The organism is Roseibium litorale, from assembly GCF_014842915.1.
Taxonomy (GTDB): domain Bacteria; phylum Pseudomonadota; class Alphaproteobacteria; order Rhizobiales; family Stappiaceae; genus Roseibium; species Roseibium litorale.
Genome location: NZ_JACYXI010000008.1, coordinates 201,012 through 217,917 on the forward strand (window position 1 = coordinate 201,012; position 16,906 = coordinate 217,917).

Here is a 16,906-nt window from a genome sequence, read left to right on the forward strand (position 1 = left end):
CTTAATCACCGAATTAAAACTCCCAGGGAGAAATAAGTTCAAGGCCAGTCGTCTGAAAGTCGTTCAGATTTCGCGTGGCCAGGCGGCCACCGTTGATACGTGCGATTGCGGCAATCATTCCGTCCGGTGCTGACATGCCGCTGCCCTCACGGGAGGCCTCGCCCATGACGTCGCCATATGCTAGTGCCGCTGCTTCCGTCAGTCCAAAGATCCGATCGGCAAATCTGCGCCGCCAGTCCGAAAGCCCTTGTTCGAGACGATCAGCGCGCTCATCGGGACGGATTTTCTGTATGCCGAACGCTATCTCGGCGATGACAACCGTCGACAACACCAATTCAGCATCATGTCGTACGAGCCACGCGATCACTCCTGGTTCAGGAGCCTTTTTCAGCGTTTCCGAGATCACATTGGTGTCCAGGAAAATCAAAGCTCCGGCCCCAGATGGACCGTACGGTTCTCGCGGATCACCTCCTCAAGATCGATATCGGTGCCAAAGTTTTCTGAAACTCGGGCGTAAAAGTCCGCAGCGGGTTCCCTGCCGGCCTCCCTAACCTCGTATGCCTCAAGTGCCCGCTCGACGATATCAGCGATCGAACGGTGTTCCCGGCGAGCAAGGCGATGAGCCAAGTCCCGCGCCTTGGCACTGCGTACGGAAAGTTGAGGTTCTGCCACGAGGGATCTCCTTTGTTCCAAATATAGCGAGCTGCAGTTCTGCCATCAAGATGGCAGCTGACGGCAAGCCATCACTTTCGCCTGACTGAGCTTATTTCGCGGCCAGTCCGAACAGTGACTTCGCCAGCGCCAGCTTTCCTTCCGCAGCCCGATCACAGCACGCCCGGAAATATCCGCCCGGCGAACTGATTTTTTCTGGATCTCGCAGGGCCTTCTCGGCAACCACTGCCAGAATTGCCGCAGCAGCCTGCTTTCCTAGCCTGCTACAGGCGTTTGCGTAGGCGGATTCACTGAGGCCAATCCCCACCCTCATGACTTCAGCCGCCGACATTAATTCCGGCCAGCTGCTGAGTGACAACCCAAAATCGCTTTGAACGGCCGTACAGGCGCTTTCCAGTAAGGATATCGAAACCGCATCCAGGGATGCTGTTCTCTGGAAATCTGCTCCACTTGGGTGGTTCTGCGGGCTTTTGGCCGTAGTTTGGGCCCTACCCGGCTCCGCTTGCTCCTTTTCAGGAGCTATTTCGGAGCCGGAGGCGACGTCAGTTAATATTTGAATTTCATCCGCGTGAGCGGATGTCCGATTATTAAAATAAGAGTCTGGTGAGTTTGTATTAAATAATTGGGTGACGCCAATGTCATGCTCGCCTGTCATATCATTGTTTTCAGGTGCTTTTTCGTCTGTCTGAGCCTCCGCAACCGCTTCAATCAGAAGATCGTACAGATCCAACAAGGATGTGGCCTTTTCCTGAACATCCCGGTGACTTGCCAGGATTGCTTCCACCTGACCCGGAAACTCCGCCAGAGACGGATCTGAATTGATGTCAAGGATATCGACAATTGCCCGGGAAACCCGAGTAACCGTGCGTTTGGCTTCCCGTCTGGCATTGAGTTCGGCTTGCCATTCGTCCGCCAGCCGCTTGATTTCGTGATAGCGAATGCGCGCCGGCGTGAAATCCAGGCCATAGGCGAAGGTAATGTCTCCGCGGCCATTCCGGTGCACCCAGCGGCGCCCCGTCGAACTGTCCCTGTAGGCCAGGACCTGTGCTTCGACCAGTTGTTTGATGGCGCGGATAACCGTGCGCTCACTTCGTCCGACATAGGACGCCAGCTTTTCGTTGGAGATCGCGACAACCGGCCGGGCTGCACCTTTCCAGTCCTCCGGCTTCGACAGTCCGAGCAGAATGTCGAGCACATGATAGGCCGTGGACGTGAGCCCCAGCGGTTGAGCAGCTCTCTTAAGAGCGATTGCGACTTCCGGCTTTCCGATGTCCGGGATGTCGTTCGACATCGCCAAACGTTGAGACGCAAGAATACCTGGCGTCATCTTTCGGAAGGAAGAGACGTTCGAAACAGTAGGCATAACAACCTCCGTTCGCCGTGGCCATGCTTGGTACGGCGTCGATCAATTCGGGAGGTTCAACGATGGGAAATCGGCATAAACCCGCTGTTCACACAAGATGGATCTTGCGCGTGATTCGGAATTCACCTAAAACAGAGAAGTGTTGAGGTTCCTGTTTGGGCTTTCCCTGCTGAACCGTGATTAGAGAGATCGATCGGTTGCCGCCGTTCGGTCTCTTTTCTTTTTGATCCTATTTCTTCTGCAGTTCCTCCTTCTTCCTCTTTCGGCATTTCACCTAGCGGCTGTAGAGCAATTATGGCGCCAGCCTTGATCGCCTTCCCCAGTAAATTGCCGTTCCGGTAAGAGTGTCTTGGACACCGTAAGGCGTCGTTTAGTTGTCCGGACCCTCTCCACTGTTCCGCTGTTGCTGGAAGCTCTGGTAAAGCTCCGGCAGGTTTTCACCGAGCCAATGGCTGAAGTCCGACTCCGATCGCGGGATGAAAATCGTCGTCGAAGACGCCGATGATTTCATCTTGGCGAACACTGTTCCATTTGAAGCGATTTCAACGACAGAGGGTTCAGAGGCCGCCGCTTTCTTGTCCCGGCCCTTTGCTGCGCGCGCAGCCATTGAAACTCTCTCCTGAGCCGAAGCAACTTTGAAATCATCACCTTCCAGAAGCTTCCGGACGCGCTTCTCTGCCCCCGGATTTTCGAAGTGTTTCGCAAGGTCAAGCCAGGCGGGCCGGCCTACGTTTTTTGCACGGCCAATCGCACGGATAATGTCATGCGGGATGCTGTCGGCAATCTTCCGCATATTTGAAATAACGGTCTGAACCTGACCGAGTACCGGCTGCATTTCGCGTTGCTTGAGACCAGCCTGGCGGAGCTGTTCAGCCCACAGAACCATTTCGGCAAAGGTTAGGTTTTCGCGTACGCCGTTTTCTAGGGACTGCTCCTTGATCAACTCTGCATCGCTCAACTTGCGGACATAGGCTTTGACCTTGAATGTCTCGGGTCGAGCGGATTCGGCCATCAGTGCCTGAATGGCCAACAAACGCCGATGCCCGTAAGCCAGCTGGTAGCGGTCTCTTTCGCTTGGATGTGGTCGCACAAGGACAGGGATCTTCTGGCCTTCGTCCTGAAGCGAGAGCTTCAACTCCTCGAGAGCTTCGCCCGCTTCCTCATCGGTCTCGAACCGGTCCGAGAAAGGGCTCGGATCGATTTTGGAAGGATCGAGCGAGACGATGCTATCCTCACGCATATGCGACAGCGCGCGCCCCATTGAATTCACCACGGGAGCCGTCGTCGCCTTTTGGCTTGGCACCGGCGCCGGGGCACCGCTCTTTTCATCGGCTGCGGCAGCAGCGGCATCGGACATCATTTTGACGATTGATTTCTTCACCATCAAACCTCCCTGCCCCAGACCTTCTTGATCAGGTCGAGAATTTCCGCGTTCACTCGGTCTGCACTTTCAAGCGCCCGCTTCAGGGTTTCGCGGCCAACTTCACCAGGTTCGATTTCGTAGAGGCTCTTCTTGGCAACACCGGCCGATGCAATCGCAGTGGACTCAATCGCTTCGGCGACAAGGACATCGGTGCCAAACAGATCCCGCATCGTGCCAGACATGATTTTCTGCGGACCGTCGTTGGGGTTTACGCGAGTTAGCAGGAACTTTGTGAAGTCATGTTCGAAGACAGCACCGCCATCGGAAAGGGTATGCGTCACATCGGCAATCATTTTGAGGAATTGCGAACAGGATGAGACGTCGAGCATCGCCGGATGCACCGTAATGATAAGGCCAGTTGCTGCATAAAGCGCCGCCATCGTGGTGTAGCCAAGCGAAGGCGGCGTATCGAGAACCACGATGTCGTAATAATCTTCGACTGACCGGATGACTGCGTCGAGACGCTGGAAGAAGAGCCCCAGTTCATCGGTCCGCCGCTCAGCCAAAGCCGTCGGCGTATCATATTCGAAGTCCATGAGGCGCAGGTTGCCGCAGGCAAGATGTATCCCCGGGAAGTAGGTCTCGCGGATGACCTCGGCAAACGGGATGCGATAATTGTCATAGCGCAGGGCATCATAGGTGGTGTCCGTGCGCTCGTCTTCCCCCTCCCCCGACCTAAGGTCACGGTCCGGCTGGATGCCAAACGTTGTCGTCATAGAGGCCTGGGGATCCAGGTCGACGCAAAGCACCCTATAGCCTTGCAAGGCGAGATAATGAGCCAGATGGACGGAAGTTGTCGTCTTGGAGCTACCGCCCTTAAAATTCGCCGCGGCGATCACCTGGAGCTTCTCGCCCGGCCGCCGATGCGGAACCAGGCGCAAGGCATCGTCGGGGCGCAGGTCCGCAAGGAAACTCCGCAGCTCCCAGACCTGATCCACCGAATAGATCCTCCGGTTGTTGTCAGCACGATGCGGCTGCGGTCCCCTCCCCTCCAGTGTCAGGGTTCGAAGCGTACTTTCGGGCACACCAAGAAGACGCACGAGATCAGTCGTTGAAAACGTCCGGCCGAAAACCTTGCGCGCTTCCGGCGGATAGGTCATCTCGCGCATAGTCTGCAAACGGTCTGACAGCCTGTGCGTGAAATTCTCGATCTTTGCGGTCGTATTACGTCCGCCGGAAATTTGTTCGGTAACGGCCATTGATGCCCTCTGACGGTTTATGACCCGTTCCTACAGATCACTCCGTCATGGATGCCGGATTCCAACCAAACCTGCAAGGCATTTTAAGTTAACGAATTCCTAACGGTATATCTCAACGGTGGGGAATTGCCCGGCAGCACAAAAAAGTTTCTGCGAGCAAACACTATTGAAAGACCTACTGAATTTACTCACATTCTTTATAAAAGTGGAATCTTCAAGTTCTTTCATAGCATTAGGGAAAACTCGCACCAACATTAGAGAGTCGGCCAGGAAACTTTGGAAACGCGAACCAAAGTCATCCATATCTGTTGCCCAGCCTGTAAGTTCTTTCAAGGAAACCGGCGAACTCTCGGGGTTTCCCGAGCCATTGCCATCGCGCAGGTGAGAATCAGCACATCGGCCGTTATTCGTGTCTTTCGTGTCGTTCGAGCCAGAAGGGCACAACACAAACTCAGCTTGAGCTTTGGCGGGGGCGACAAATCCCTGCTATAAGCGAAGTCAATCTTCGTCAGACAGTCGGTCCAGCGTCGCCTTCATGACGCACATTCCGGCCTCCATCGCGGCATTTTGCTCCGCCGATGTGTCGTCGGGGAGAAAATCCGCGATCCAAACGACAACGGTTGCGGCCGATTGTTCGAAAATCTGAACCGCGGCGTTGTAATGACTGAACTGCAGTCCTTCGACCGACCATACGAGGCGTCTGGCTTCGTCGTCGAGCGTGATAATCGGTTCGCGGACGGTCACATCATTTGCAAATGTAACAATGCGTGCACCCGGCTCGAGATGGGTGTCAGTGACAAAGCCGGGCACGAGACGGGTGTGTAATGCGCCGATATCCCGGATCGCATCCCAGACTTTTTCGGGCGGAGCCGAGGTCTGAATTTCTTTCCGAATGGTGGCCATTTCTTGCTCCTGGTATCTGTCTTTACAAAGGCGGCTGCACGGTTACAGAGTGGATCCGCAATATGCCTCGATCCGATAGCCATCAGGATCGCGTACGAAGGCTGCATAATAGTTGGCGTCATAGTCTTTCCGAAGGCCTGGTACGCCATTGTCGCGTCCCCCATGCTCAAGCGCTGCGGCATGGAACGCGTCGACACTCTTTTGCGAAGGAGAAGCAAAGCAAATGTGAAGCCCTGAGGCATCATTTGCGGGAACCGGAACATCAGCCGCTAGCACCCAGAAGGAAACGGTCTCGGCTCCGTATCCGAGCGAAGCATCGTTCTGGGCAATGCAACGGTACCCAAGTGGTGTCAGGGCTGCGTCGTAAAATACCTTGGCCCGCACAAGATCGCGAACGCCGATTGAGATATGATCAATCATGGGAAACTCCTCAAAAACGGGGTATCCGGGCAATAGAAGCTATTCGCTCTGGCGACTTGGGAAAAATTGCTATTCTTCGCTCGAAAGGCGAGCCAATGACGATGAATTCGAAACTGCTGGCCGTTGGAGCGGGATGGAGCGTGCAAGATCTGATTTGCACAGCCGGACCCCAGGACACCCCTTTCGAAGAACAACATGGGACTGTGGCAATCGCTCCGGTGATGAGCGGCACCTTCGTTTATCGTTCGGCCCAGGGCTCAGCGCTGCTTGCGCCGGGAGCCTTTCTGCTCGGCAACCATGGGCGCTGTTTCGAATGTGGCCACGAGCATGGAACTGGGGATCGCTGCCTCTCCTTTCACTTCACACCGGACTACTGGGAAGACGTGGTGGCCTCTGTACCTGGTGTGAGAAAGGCCGTTTTCGACGTGCCTTCGCTACCACCGAATGCCTCCCTTCTCCCTCTCGCCACTGCTGTGGAGACAGCCTGCGAGGTGGGGAAGCCAGCACTTGAAGAGGTTGCAGTCGAGCTTGCAGGCTCGGTCTTGCGAACGGCTGCTGGGTTTGACGGTCCAAAAAGCTCGTTCAGTGCGCGCGATGAGCGCCGGATATCAGAAACCGTGCGCAGAATAGAGAAATCGGCCTACGAATTGGAGGGTGACGAATTGTCGTTGAGCACGCTTTCACAAGAGGCAGGGATGAGCCGCTATCATTTTGTGCGCACGTTCCGCAATCTCATGGGCATGCCACCATACCAGTATATCCTGAGGACCCGACTGAACCGCGCTGCGGTTCGCCTCCGTACTTCCAATGACTCCATTTCCTCGATCGCTCTGGAGGCCGGTTTCAATGACCTGTCGACCTTCAACCGCAGATTCCGGAAACTTATGGGTGTGGCACCAGGCATCTTTCGAGATGATATCCGTCGCTAACCCGCATTTCATTCTATCTCTTCTGAACCTCCGCGAGCGGTTCGGCTTACGTCCTTTAAGCAATTACCCCTCTTTGCCAACCCAGAGGTTATCCAGTCCCGATGACAAACGGAATTGATTGCCGCTTCCGGGTCTCACAACAGTCGCTCACGATACAATCAAGAAACGACGGCTCGGGGCCGAAAGCTATCGCAGATTCATATTAGACAAATGTCGGCTTGGGCGCTCTGAGGTCTGCGGGCCGACTACCTATTCCCGCCCCTTCCCGATCACCTCAATAACCCAGCCACTTGCTTTTTCCTGGCCAAAGGTTCTGGTTTTGCGCCGGGACTGGCGCTGGATCTCATTTCAACCCGACGCATTCTTCAATATAGCAATTGCTATATTGCCCGTTTTGGGCATGGTTGCCTGAACGCGCGTGAATATTCAAGAAGACATAGCAGTTGCTATATTCGCATCAGAAACGCTGGAGCCACCCAATCTTGGTATTCTAGCATGCGCTTCGAAGAACCGTGCTCAGGGGGAATACCACCTCTCCGTATCGGCGGCGCCCCACCTAGCGAAGTGCCGGGTGCGCGACCCAAGCTGCTTAACTATCACCTGCAACGCAGAACGGCCGCAAACGAACAGCAGCAAATTGATGTTCGGAAATACCTCCGCCTTGATGCGGCTGGCGGTACCGTTCCGATGTTGCATCCAACAAAGCCAAAGAGGGGAGGGGAGGGGTATCCGAACCGGAACAGCCAGAGCAGAGTTCGCCTTCGGCCGATCTGGAAAAGTGCCCGGTGCGCCACATCGCTGGTAACGAGGCTGTTGGCGATGTCACGTTATTCAGTGCCTTAGCAGCTTGGGTATGGCCGGTGCTGCATGAACAGGTCTGCCTGCGGCCACAAACATCACCGTTTCCACGCGAGGTCATCGCTCGTGCAGTGTGGCTCTAGTACCGGTTTCCACTGAACCTGCGACTTGTTGAGGAAATGTTGCAGGAGCGCGGGATTATCGTTTCCTACGAAACATCCGCCGGCGGGGACGAAAGTTCGGACCGGCATATTCCACGCGGCTCCGCGGCAAGAGGCCGGGCATCAAGCCGAAGCGCATGATCACGGGCAAACTGGGTTCCTATGGTGCGGCAAAACGGCAGGTCATGCCCGGAATTGAGCATCGTTCTCACAAAGGTCTCTACAGCCGGGCAAAAAACCGCGTATTCCCTTACGGAAGCGGGAACAGGGCATGCAAAGCTTCCGGTCATCCGGACAGGCGCAGCATTTCAATCCACCACGCCACAATAAATCAGCAATGCCCATTCTCATCCATCGCCTCAAAGCCATGGTAGAGTGGAAAGCTGTAACCCAAATGGAGGGATGAAATTATCCGGGACGCTCCCCTGTGCGCTTACGCAAAATTAGGTAGACATCGCTTCCCGTATGGTCCCGCCATGCGCCGCACAGGCCCATGGAGATGCTGTTCGAGCTTCAATCTCCCGCCCGGACGATGCCTGTCCTGAGGCATCTGCACCTTGATAAGGCCGATATATGCGCGGTTATTGAAGGAAACGGACATATTTTTGCGGAGTTGAACGCAAAGATACCGGCGTTGCTGAAGGCGCGCACACACGCGCAAACCTCGAGTTGACTGGCAAATCCACCTCGATCCAGAACCTGTCCAGACACTTTCGGGCGCTTGGCGGCAATCGCGCACGGGGCCATGTCAAGCCATATTGGGCGCCTGGGAAGGCGGGTTTGGATTAGGTTGCATGCCAATTCCGTTCAGAAAGACGTTCACCAAATGAACGATGCGGGGCCGCGGTGAGCTGTCCTGCTCCGTCGCGAGCGAGATTGCGGTGGCGACGCATATCAGGTCATCGAAGATGACATCAGGTCGAACAGCCCCGGCCTTCTGCGCAATATCCAGAAGGCGCGCACCTTCCCCGAGGGTCGCGCGGCATCCAGGCGTGCCAATCTGCAGAACCGTCCCGAGCGATGCTGCAAAGCCCCGGTAGAGATTCGAATATTGAATGAGTTCTTCGAGGTAGCAGCGCAAGGCGTCCGAGGGGTCGAGATGAGGCGACCTGGTACGGCTCGTCTCGGCAAAGGCTACGAACCTGGCGCTGTATGTCGCGGCCAAGAGGTCTTCGCGCGTCGGAAACCGTCGATAGAGCGTCCCGATCCCCACGCCGGCGCGCTTGGCGACTTCGTCCAACGAGACGCGCGCACCACGCTCGCGAAAGACATCCTCGGCTGCGGCGAGGATTTGAACCCGTTTACGCTGAGCGTCGGCTCGCAATGGGGTCTCACCGGTCAATGAAAATTCCTCTCCGTGACTTGCTAAGTGGAGAATACCTCCATATAGAAAATGGAGCAATCCTCCACTTTCTAAAAGCGAGCAACGGACATGACAAAACGATTTCAAAACAAGGTCGTGGTGATAACGGGCGGAACGGATGGAATTGGTTTAATGGCGGCCAAGTCATTCGCAGCAGAGGGTGCCCATGTTTATATCACGGGCCGCCGGCAAGAACGCCTCGAAGAGGCGGTCGAGGAAATCGGTAGCGGTGCCGTTGGAGTTCAAGGCGATGTCAGCGATCTGGCCGACCTCGACAGGCTATATGCGCAGATCAAGCGCGATCACGGTCGCGTGGACGTGGTGTTCGCCAATGCCGGGGTGTCCGAATCCGCCCCCATCGGCGGCATCGAAGAGGACCATTTTGACCGCGTCTTTAGCATCAACGTCAAGGGCATGGTCTTCACAGTCCAAAAGGCTCTGCCGCTGATGTCCTCGGGCGGCGCTATCGTACTGACCGGATCGGGGGCGGGCAGCAAGGGCTTTGCCAGCCTGTCCATCTATAGCGCGACAAAGGCCGCGATCCGCTCGTTTGCACGCACCTGGACGACCGATCTGAAAAGCCGGGGCATTCGTGTGAACGTCGTTTCACCCGGCATGGTGCTGACACCGGCAATGCAGACATATTTTGAGAACAACGCCGGCGCTGAGGAATGGATGCAGCAAGCCATTCCATTCGGCAGGCTCGCCCAAACCGAAGAGATTGCCAAGGCCGTGCTGTTTCTGGCGTCGGAAGAAAGCAGCTTCGTGGGTGGCGAGGAGTTACTGGTCGACGGCGGTTTCGTGGCCGTGTGACACCCTTGCGCTATCACGAGAGGCTCGCGAAACGCTGAAGCGCCCGCCAAGTCACCGGCCGGTGAAGCCCCAGGCTTGCCAGACTAGATGTTCGCCTGTGCAACCGAACGTGAATAGGTGCGCGGCGAGCATCCGACGGAGCGCTTGAAAGCCGCACCGAAAGCACTCTCGGATTCATATCCGAGAGTGCTCGATATCGTTGTGATCGATGCGCTCCGGCAGGCAAGATAATCCTTCGCAAGGCTCATCCGCCAGCGCAGAAGATAGTCGATGGCCGAGACACCGACTTTTTCCTTGAAGCGAACCGCAAACGATGTTCGCGACATGCCGACGGCTTTGGCGAGATCCTGCAGGGTCCATTTTCGCGCCGGTTCGGCATGCATCAGATTGATCGCCTTGCCGATCTTCCGGTCCGCCAGAGCCGGCAGCCAGCCTTCCGCGTGATGCGCATCACGGAAATAGAGCCTTAAGGCCTGTATCAGCATCATGTGGGCGAGATGCTCCGTTGCCAGGATGCTTCCCGGCTCCTCTTCCAGAAGCTCGTCCCTGATCGTCTGCAACAGAAAGACGAGTTTTGACCGATCGCGCTCGCCCGTCAGGAAAGCGATCGCCGGCAAGGCCGACAGCAGAACGTCCGCATTCGGCCCCTCGCAGACGAAGCGGCTGCCGAAAAGGCTGAATCCGGTTTCATCATTGATCCGTGCAATGCCTTCACCCGTCGCGGCGCCATACACCTTGGCGGCGTCCTGTGGTTCCGCATCGGGGCAGCTCCACATCCTGAACGGCGTGCCGCGCGACATCAGAAAGCAACTGCCAGGCCCGCATCGTATCGGCTCGTCCTGGCCGTCGAGCTGAACCCAGCACGCGCCCTCGACGACCGCATTGAACTTGAGGCCGGTATAGGCCGGAAAGTCCAGGCGCCATGCGCCACCGCCAACCAACTGGCGTGAAACCGGGTTTCCAACCCTGACCAGCGAGAGAATGTCAGAAAGAGCATCCATGACCATATTGAACGATCGCAATAGTTTTCGGAACCATATTCTCTGTTTTGTACGTCTGCTTCCCATTACGGTCAATCCAACACCACGATTTAAGAGGATGAACCATGATTGTCGTGACAGCACCAACCGGCGATATCGGAAGCCAGGTCTTGCATGGCCTGCTGGATGCCGGCGAAGCCATTCGCGTCATTGCCCGTGACCGTAGCCGCCTTCCGGCGGATGTTCAGGGCAGGATAGAGATTGTCGAAGGTTCTCACAGCGACGGCACTGTGTTGAACCGGGCCTTTGATGGCGCGGATCGCCTCTTCTGGCTCGTTCCGGCCGATCCGCGCGCCGCTTCGGCGGATGCCGCTTATGTCGATTTCGCACGCCCTGCCTGCGAAGCCTTGAAGCAAAGCCGCATCACCCATGTCGTCAGCATCTCCGCCCTGGGGCGCGGCTGGCTGAAAAATGCCGGGCACGTGACAGCGACGCTGAAGATGGACGACATGCTCGCGGCGACCGGCGTCAGCTATCGTGCGCTCGCGTGTGCCTCCCTGATGGAAAATGTCAAAAGACAGGCCGGTCTGATCAAAAGTCAGCAGGCATTCTACTGGCCGTTTCCGCAGGACCAGGCCGAACCGACCTGCGCGACCCGCGATGTCGCGGCGGTTGCGGTCGACTTGCTCAAGAATCCCACATGGGACGGGTTTGCGGAAATCCCGATGCTCGGGCCGGAAGACCTGTCTTTCCGGGAGATGATGGCAATTGCCTCGGAGGTGCTCGGCCAGCCGGTCACCTATCACGAGATGTCCGATGAAGACCTCAGGGGCATGATGCTGAAGCGGGGCGCTTCGGAAGGCATGGCCAGTGCCATGGTCAACATGATGGTGGCGAAGAAAGAGGGGATGGATCATCTGGTTCCGGCGGAGGATCGAAGCAACAATCCGACGACGTTCCGGACGTGGTGCGAAGAGGTCTTGCGACCGGCGGTGCTTGCCGCCTGAGGGTCGGTATTCCTGTCGGCGGTGACGCCAGAACCGCGAGCCGCCGTCCCGGCAAGACCGGCCGGGCCGTGCCAGAGCGGCAATTGCGCGATCGATCACATATGATCCCAAAACATCGGAGATGACATTGAACCAGATTTCGCGACAGCAGGCTGCGGCCCCTTCGAACGCGCCGTCGCAAGACGACATCCGCAACAGGTTGAAGACCATGGCGAAGGGGTTCGGTTATTCGTTCCGCGCCCCGCTTCTGAAAACGCCGGCGGACTACGGACTGGACTTCGAGGATGTGACGTTTGCCTCCGAGGACGGCGTGCCGCTGGAGGCATGGTACATTCCGTGTCCCGGTTCGGCGAAGCTGATCATCGCCAACCACCCCCGCTGGTTCAATCGCTACGGATGCCCGACGCATATCGAACCCTGGCGCTCGCTGGGGGCCTGGGCCGATCCCGGGAACACGATCGAGGTCAATTATGTGCCGGACTACAGGATCTTGCATGATGCCGGCTATAACGTGCTGACCTATGACGAGCGCAATTTCGGCCAGAGCGGCGACGCCAATGGCGGTGTCACAAGTGCGGGGCGATTTGAAGCGCGCGACGTGATCGGCTCGCTGCTCTATGCGCGCAAGCGGGCGAAGAATATGACCATCGGCCTGTTTTCCCGTTGCAACGGCGCCAATGCGACCTTCTACGCCATGCATACCCAACCGGAGCAGTTCGCGGACGTCCGGTGCCTGGTCGCCGCCCAGCCGCTTTCCGTCCGCTCGGTGGTGACGCGTTCGCTCACTCTGGCAGGGCTCATCGAGCGGATCGACGATTTCGAGCAGGAATGCAAGCTGATCACGACGGTCGGCTTTGACGACATGTCGCCGATCGGCTGGGTCGACAAAGTTCAGACGCCGACATTCATCTACCAGGTGCGCGACGATGCCATGACGACGCCCGACGATGTCCAGGCGATTTTCGATGGCATCGCGACGGCGGAAAAGAAACTTCACTGGATCGAGGGCACGTCTGCCCGGTGGGACGGATATCTGGAGTTTCAGCGTCGCCCGGAGCCGATGCTAGAGTGGTTCGCCAGATATATGACCTGACCCGCTGTTGTTGTTTGCCAAGGGCTTCTGGTTAAGTGCAACTGCTACGAGAACGAATGATGAGGGCTTCAGCACTATTGGTGGGCTTGCAGCGAGGGTTTCCAGTATTCAGAAATCATCTGGTCCCTTCGCACCAGAAGTGCTCCGCCCTCGCCACCCACCTTGATCCGATGGCCAGAGGAAGGTTGCGGGCGGCCCAGCAGCCTGAGCCAAATGAAAGCGCTTAGTCGGCCTCAGTGAAACACCGTGACAGCGCCTAAATGGCGTGTCATTACCAACGCACTCCTTCGACCAAAGCGGTCGTAAACGCCGTACAAAACTTGGAAATCAGCGAAGCGGCGTCCGTTGGCAACGGGGAATTGGATGGACTGGGCTACCGGCATTTTCTCGAAATAGACAACGCTTCATACCGTCTGGAGGGGAGGGGCGCGAAGCTGGTGATTGAGGCGTTGAGGCGTTGAGGCGTTGAGGCGTTGAGGCGTTGAGGCGTTGAGGCGTTGAGGCGAAGTACACCCTGCGTTTAAGCTCTGTTACCTTTTTGTAGTCCGAAGAGCCGCATGAGCAGATCATTCTGATCTTTGACGTTCCAATCGCTGGTGAAGCCGAAACCCTTCCGCAACCGCAACATCGCCTCGAAGCAGACAATCATTCGTCGCGCCGTTTTGAATGATTGAAAGCCACCGACACCGATCTCCGGCATGTTCTTCTTCACTCTAAAATAACCGCTCTCGATCCTTCGATGTAGATGCTTGGTGACATGGTGTACCGAGCCTTTCGCTTTTGGCCGATAGCAGATACTCAATCGCTGCTTTAGACCGCCTCCGGTTTGTTCCGGCTCTTGAGCCATGGTGACAGATAGGGCCAAACGATACTGATCAGCGCCACCAGAAGGAGCAAGGCCGAGATCGGACGGGTGAAGAACGGCAGGATGCCCTCGTCCGTATAGGTGATGCCGCGGCGAAGATTCAATTCCAGCATAGGACCGAGAATGAAGGCGAGAATGAATGGCCCGATCGGCAGTTTCACCCGGTCCATCACGATCCCCAGAACGGCGAAACCGAGGAGCAGTATGTAGTTGAATGCCGTCGACGAACCGACAAACACGCCAATAAAACCAAGAACCACAATGACCGGATAGAGATAGTGGTACGGGATCTTCAGAATTGCCGGAAACAGGCGCATGCCGAAATACTGAATGATAAGAACAAGCACGGCCGCCATCAAAGCGGTTAGGAACAGCGAATAGACAATATCGGGATTGTTGGCGAAGAGAAGCGGGCCAGCCTGAATGCCGTGGATCATCAATCCCCCGAGCAGAATGGCTGTTGTGCCATCCCCCGGTATGCCCAAAGCAACCATCGGGATCAGAGCACCGCCCACCGAAGCATTGTTTGAAGTTTCCGACGCGAATACCCCATCCACACAACCCTTGCCGAATTTTTCAGGATGCCTGGAGGCGGATTTGGCCTGGGCATAGGCGACCATATTGGACAGCGCCGCCCCCATGCCGGGCAGAAAGCCGATCCACAGTCCGATCATGAAGGACCGGGTGATGTTCCAGGCGTTGTCAGTAAATTCGCGCAAACTGACACCAAAGCCCCTGATATCCTTGACGTCGACTTCCGGTATCTGCTGTTCGCCACGGGCGTGATCCTGCACGATCTGTTTCAGGGCAAAAAGGCCGAGCATGAGCGCCACCAGATCGATGCCTCCGGAAAGATAAATCGAACCGAAGGTGAAACGGGCATTGCCGTCGATCGGGGCGAAGCCCACGCAGGATAGAAGCAGCCCCAGCGCAGCAGCAGCCATTCCTTGGTAAATCGAGCCCCGCGACAGCGCGGCCACCAGTGCGATCGCACAGAAACCCAAAGAGAAATACTCCCAGGGGCCAAGCCGCAGGGCGAGCCGCGCCATGACGGGTGATAGAGCCATGGCAATCAGGATCGAGAACGCGGTGCCGATGAAGCTCGCGATGATTGCCGCGCCGAGGGCTTTCACCGCCTGTCCATTGCGGGTCATCGGATAGCCGTCAAAAGTGGTCGCGATCGATGAGGGCGAACCAGGAATGCCCAGCAGAATCGACCCGATCATACCGCCCGACACACCGCCGACCCAGATCGATACCAGCATGGCCAAACCAACATGCGGGTCCAGGCCGAAAGTGACGGGCAAGAGCAGCGCCACTCCAAGCCCACCGGAGAGACCCGGAATGGCGCCAAGGATGATACCCAGCAGAGTCGACAGCAGGATCACCAGAAAGGTGATCGGCTCGAACAGGGCAATAAGCGAATCCATCATTGCGGAAACCTCAGAAGAGAATGCCACGAGGCAGGAAGGCACCCAAGGCGGTGGCAAAAAGAAGATGAACACCCAGCGTGACACCCGCCGCATAGATCACACCACACCACCAGACCCGGCGTTCAGGCCCCGCGATGATCCAGTAGAGCCCGAATGTCGCCAGCAAGCTGGCGAGGTGAAAGCCCACCAGCCACAGTGCCACCGCGAAGAAGCACAAAAGCGCCGCCATGCCGGTACCGCGCCAGAACTCCTCTCTGCGCAGGGGAGAATGATGATCGTCACGCGCGGGTTGCAGAAGCAGGCCCAGTCCGCAGATCACTAGAATTGCGCAGGCGAAGATCGGAAACAGTTTGGGGCCGGGGTCGTTATTGAACGTACGCACGCTCAGCTGCAATGCCAGCGCGATTCCGCCCGCACCCAGCGCCAGGAGTGTCGCTCCGAGAGGACGATCGGTATTCATGGCTTATCTCCCAAGGATGAATGGGTGCGCGTGCGCACCCGCAGGTCATTTGGCAAGACCGAGATGTTTAGCGAGAGATGCTATTTTCTCATCTTCGTTCTTCACGAGCTGATCGGCCTCTTGAAGCGAATAGGGCTTGAAACTGCTGTCGGCGGCTGTCAGAGCCTTCGTGACCTGCTCGTCCTCACCCATTCCTTGAACCGCCTCATTAATCTCCATCGAGATCTCGGGATCGATCCCCGTCGGCCCCAGCACCAAAAGTGGAGCGATCCACGAAATATTCACGCCCTGATCGATGCAGGTCTTGAAATCGGGATAGTCAGGATCTGGACTCGGATCGACCATGCACAGCACACGCATGTCGCCGGCCGTCTCAAATTGCCTGGCGGAGGCCGCGCCCAGATTGCCCAGAGTGATGTGCCCGCCTTGTATACCTGCTACCTTGTCAACCTCGGCCGAGGCCTCGACAAGCCGCAATTCCACGTTTTCATTCATCATTATGGTGCCGGCGATGAAATGCGTGGTCTGGCCCATCGAAACTCCGACGGTGTATTTGCCCGGATGGGCGCGCGCGTCTTCAATGAATTCCCGCATGTTCTTCCATGGCGCGTCCGGAGCTACGGCAAAGACCTGCGGCGGATAAGACTGCGCGATCCCGAGTACGCTGAATTCGTCGAGGGCGTGATTGTAACGGCCGGTCTGGATGCCGACCAGGATGCCGGTGTGCTGAAAAAGCAAGGTTTGGCCATTCGGCTCCGCCATGCGAACCGTTTCCTGCGCCACGACGCCGCCACCTTCGGGCTGGTTGATTACCGCAACGGCCGCACCGGTCTTGCGCTGAAGATAGTCGGCAAAGATGCGGCCCATGACATCGGTACCGCCACCCGGGCGGGACGGGATGATCAGTTGAATAGGGCCATTCGGCCAGTCGGCAGCCTGCGCACCGGAGACGGTGACGAGGGTCACCGCCAGGGCGGCGGCGAGGGTTTTTATAGCGGTCATTGGTTCTCCTCCTCCTTGCTGA

The 16,906-nt window shown here is 57.0% G+C and carries 16 protein-coding genes and 2 pseudogenes; 5 read left to right on the forward strand and 13 right to left on the reverse strand.

From position 1 onward, the window contains the following. Positions 1-13: 13 nt before the first annotated feature. From IG616_RS13915 to IG616_RS13945, 7 genes are all read right to left on the reverse strand, one after another. Positions 14-427, reverse strand: coding sequence for a type II toxin-antitoxin system VapC family toxin (locus IG616_RS13915; protein ID WP_192148765.1), 414 nt, complete (start codon positions 425-427; stop codon positions 14-16). Next, entirely contained in the window at positions 424-672 is a 249-nt protein-coding gene (locus IG616_RS13920) for a type II toxin-antitoxin system VapB family antitoxin (protein ID WP_192148766.1), read from the reverse strand. The genes IG616_RS13915 and IG616_RS13920 overlap by 4 nt, the downstream gene beginning before the upstream one ends. Positions 673-763: 91 nt before the next feature. Continuing rightward, positions 764-2,035 carry a plasmid replication protein RepC gene (gene repC / locus IG616_RS13925; protein WP_192148767.1) on the reverse strand — a complete coding sequence of 424 codons (1,272 nt, stop codon included), beginning with the start codon at positions 2,033-2,035 and terminating at the stop codon, positions 764-766. Between the two features lie 370 nt (positions 2,036-2,405). After that, a complete protein-coding gene (repB, locus tag IG616_RS13930; RefSeq protein ID WP_216863326.1) occupies positions 2,406-3,419 on the reverse strand; it encodes a plasmid partitioning protein RepB in 1,014 nt (337 codons plus the stop codon). Next, complete coding sequence (gene repA, locus IG616_RS13935) at positions 3,419-4,657, reverse strand: plasmid partitioning protein RepA (protein WP_192148768.1); 1,239 nt, start codon at positions 4,655-4,657, stop codon at positions 3,419-3,421. Before repA ends, repB begins: the two co-directional genes overlap by 1 nt. A 498-nt stretch (positions 4,658-5,155) precedes the next feature. After that, complete coding sequence (locus tag IG616_RS13940) at positions 5,156-5,560, reverse strand: SRPBCC family protein (RefSeq protein WP_192148769.1); 405 nt, start codon at positions 5,558-5,560, stop codon at positions 5,156-5,158. A gap of 42 nt (positions 5,561-5,602) precedes the next feature. Beyond that, entirely contained in the window at positions 5,603-5,980 is a 378-nt protein-coding gene (locus tag IG616_RS13945; RefSeq protein WP_192148770.1) for a VOC family protein, read from the reverse strand. A gap of 95 nt (positions 5,981-6,075) precedes the next feature. Between IG616_RS13945 and IG616_RS13950 the strand changes: the two genes are divergently transcribed. Together IG616_RS13950 and IG616_RS23440 are read left to right on the forward strand one after the other, a co-directional pair. Continuing rightward, on the forward strand, positions 6,076-6,909 hold the full coding sequence (locus tag IG616_RS13950; RefSeq protein ID WP_192148771.1) for a helix-turn-helix transcriptional regulator: 834 nt from the start codon (positions 6,076-6,078) through the stop codon (positions 6,907-6,909). Between the two features lie 863 nt (positions 6,910-7,772). Further along, positions 7,773-7,987 (forward strand): annotated as a pseudogene (locus IG616_RS23440) (IS6 family transposase); the annotation flags it as partial. Between the two features lie 629 nt (positions 7,988-8,616). Here IG616_RS23440 and IG616_RS13955 read toward each other — a convergent pair. Continuing rightward, positions 8,617-9,210, reverse strand: a complete 594-nt coding sequence (locus IG616_RS13955) for a TetR/AcrR family transcriptional regulator (protein WP_192148772.1) — start codon at positions 9,208-9,210, stop codon at positions 8,617-8,619. A gap of 90 nt (positions 9,211-9,300) precedes the next feature. Between IG616_RS13955 and IG616_RS13960 the strand changes: the two genes are divergently transcribed. Continuing rightward, entirely contained in the window at positions 9,301-10,044 is a 744-nt protein-coding gene (locus IG616_RS13960; protein ID WP_192148773.1) for an SDR family NAD(P)-dependent oxidoreductase, read from the forward strand. 83 nt (positions 10,045-10,127) lie between these two features. On the opposite strand, the gene IG616_RS13965 is transcribed toward IG616_RS13960, so the two are convergent. Continuing rightward, positions 10,128-11,045 (reverse strand): AraC family transcriptional regulator, encoded by a 918-nt coding sequence (locus IG616_RS13965; RefSeq protein WP_192148774.1) that lies wholly within the window; start codon positions 11,043-11,045, stop codon positions 10,128-10,130. Positions 11,046-11,149: 104 nt separating this feature from the next. Here IG616_RS13965 and IG616_RS13970 point away from each other — a divergent pair, with 104 nt between their 5' ends. Together IG616_RS13970 and IG616_RS23130 are read left to right on the forward strand one after the other, a co-directional pair. Next, positions 11,150-12,031: an NAD(P)H-binding protein gene (locus tag IG616_RS13970; RefSeq protein ID WP_192148775.1), complete on the forward strand. Its 882-nt coding sequence runs from the start codon at positions 11,150-11,152 to the stop codon at positions 12,029-12,031. Positions 12,032-12,158: 127 nt separating this feature from the next. Then, on the forward strand, positions 12,159-13,124 hold the full coding sequence (locus IG616_RS23130; RefSeq protein ID WP_246476232.1) for an alpha/beta hydrolase family protein: 966 nt from the start codon (positions 12,159-12,161) through the stop codon (positions 13,122-13,124). Positions 13,125-13,644: 520 nt separating this feature from the next. On the opposite strand, the pseudogene IG616_RS13980 reads toward IG616_RS23130, so the two are convergent. The 4 genes and pseudogenes from IG616_RS13980 to IG616_RS13995 form a co-directional block, all read right to left on the reverse strand. Then, positions 13,645-13,890, reverse strand: a pseudogene (locus tag IG616_RS13980) (DDE-type integrase/transposase/recombinase); the annotation flags it as partial. Between the two features lie 44 nt (positions 13,891-13,934). After that, complete coding sequence (locus IG616_RS13985) at positions 13,935-15,422, reverse strand: tripartite tricarboxylate transporter permease (RefSeq protein ID WP_192148776.1); 1,488 nt, start codon at positions 15,420-15,422, stop codon at positions 13,935-13,937. A gap of 10 nt (positions 15,423-15,432) precedes the next feature. Next, complete coding sequence (locus tag IG616_RS13990; protein WP_192148777.1) at positions 15,433-15,882, reverse strand: tripartite tricarboxylate transporter TctB family protein; 450 nt, start codon at positions 15,880-15,882, stop codon at positions 15,433-15,435. Positions 15,883-15,927: 45 nt separating this feature from the next. Beyond that, on the reverse strand, positions 15,928-16,884 hold the full coding sequence (locus IG616_RS13995) for a Bug family tripartite tricarboxylate transporter substrate binding protein (protein ID WP_192148778.1): 957 nt from the start codon (positions 16,882-16,884) through the stop codon (positions 15,928-15,930). Positions 16,885-16,906: the final 22 nt, after the last annotated feature.

Coding starts and splice junctions, on each gene's coding strand:
- IG616_RS13960 (WP_192148773.1), top strand. CDS start 9,301: ATGACAAAACGATTTCAAAACAAGGTCGTGGTGATAACGGGCGGAACG.
- IG616_RS13950 (WP_192148771.1), top strand. CDS start 6,076: ATGACGATGAATTCGAAACTGCTGGCCGTTGGAGCGGGATGGAGCGTG.
- IG616_RS13945 (WP_192148770.1), bottom strand. CDS start 5,980: ATGATTGATCATATCTCAATCGGCGTTCGCGATCTTGTGCGGGCCAAG.
- IG616_RS13995 (WP_192148778.1), bottom strand. CDS start 16,884: ATGACCGCTATAAAAACCCTCGCCGCCGCCCTGGCGGTGACCCTCGTC.
- repA (WP_192148768.1), bottom strand. CDS start 4,657: ATGGCCGTTACCGAACAAATTTCCGGCGGACGTAATACGACCGCAAAG.
- repC (WP_192148767.1), bottom strand. CDS start 2,035: ATGCCTACTGTTTCGAACGTCTCTTCCTTCCGAAAGATGACGCCAGGT.
- IG616_RS13965 (WP_192148774.1), bottom strand. CDS start 11,045: ATGGATGCTCTTTCTGACATTCTCTCGCTGGTCAGGGTTGGAAACCCG.
- IG616_RS13985 (WP_192148776.1), bottom strand. CDS start 15,422: ATGATGGATTCGCTTATTGCCCTGTTCGAGCCGATCACCTTTCTGGTG.
- IG616_RS13940 (WP_192148769.1), bottom strand. CDS start 5,560: ATGGCCACCATTCGGAAAGAAATTCAGACCTCGGCTCCGCCCGAAAAA.
- repB (WP_216863326.1), bottom strand. CDS start 3,419: ATGGTGAAGAAATCAATCGTCAAAATGATGTCCGATGCCGCTGCTGCC.
- IG616_RS13970 (WP_192148775.1), top strand. CDS start 11,150: ATGATTGTCGTGACAGCACCAACCGGCGATATCGGAAGCCAGGTCTTG.
- IG616_RS13990 (WP_192148777.1), bottom strand. CDS start 15,882: ATGAATACCGATCGTCCTCTCGGAGCGACACTCCTGGCGCTGGGTGCG.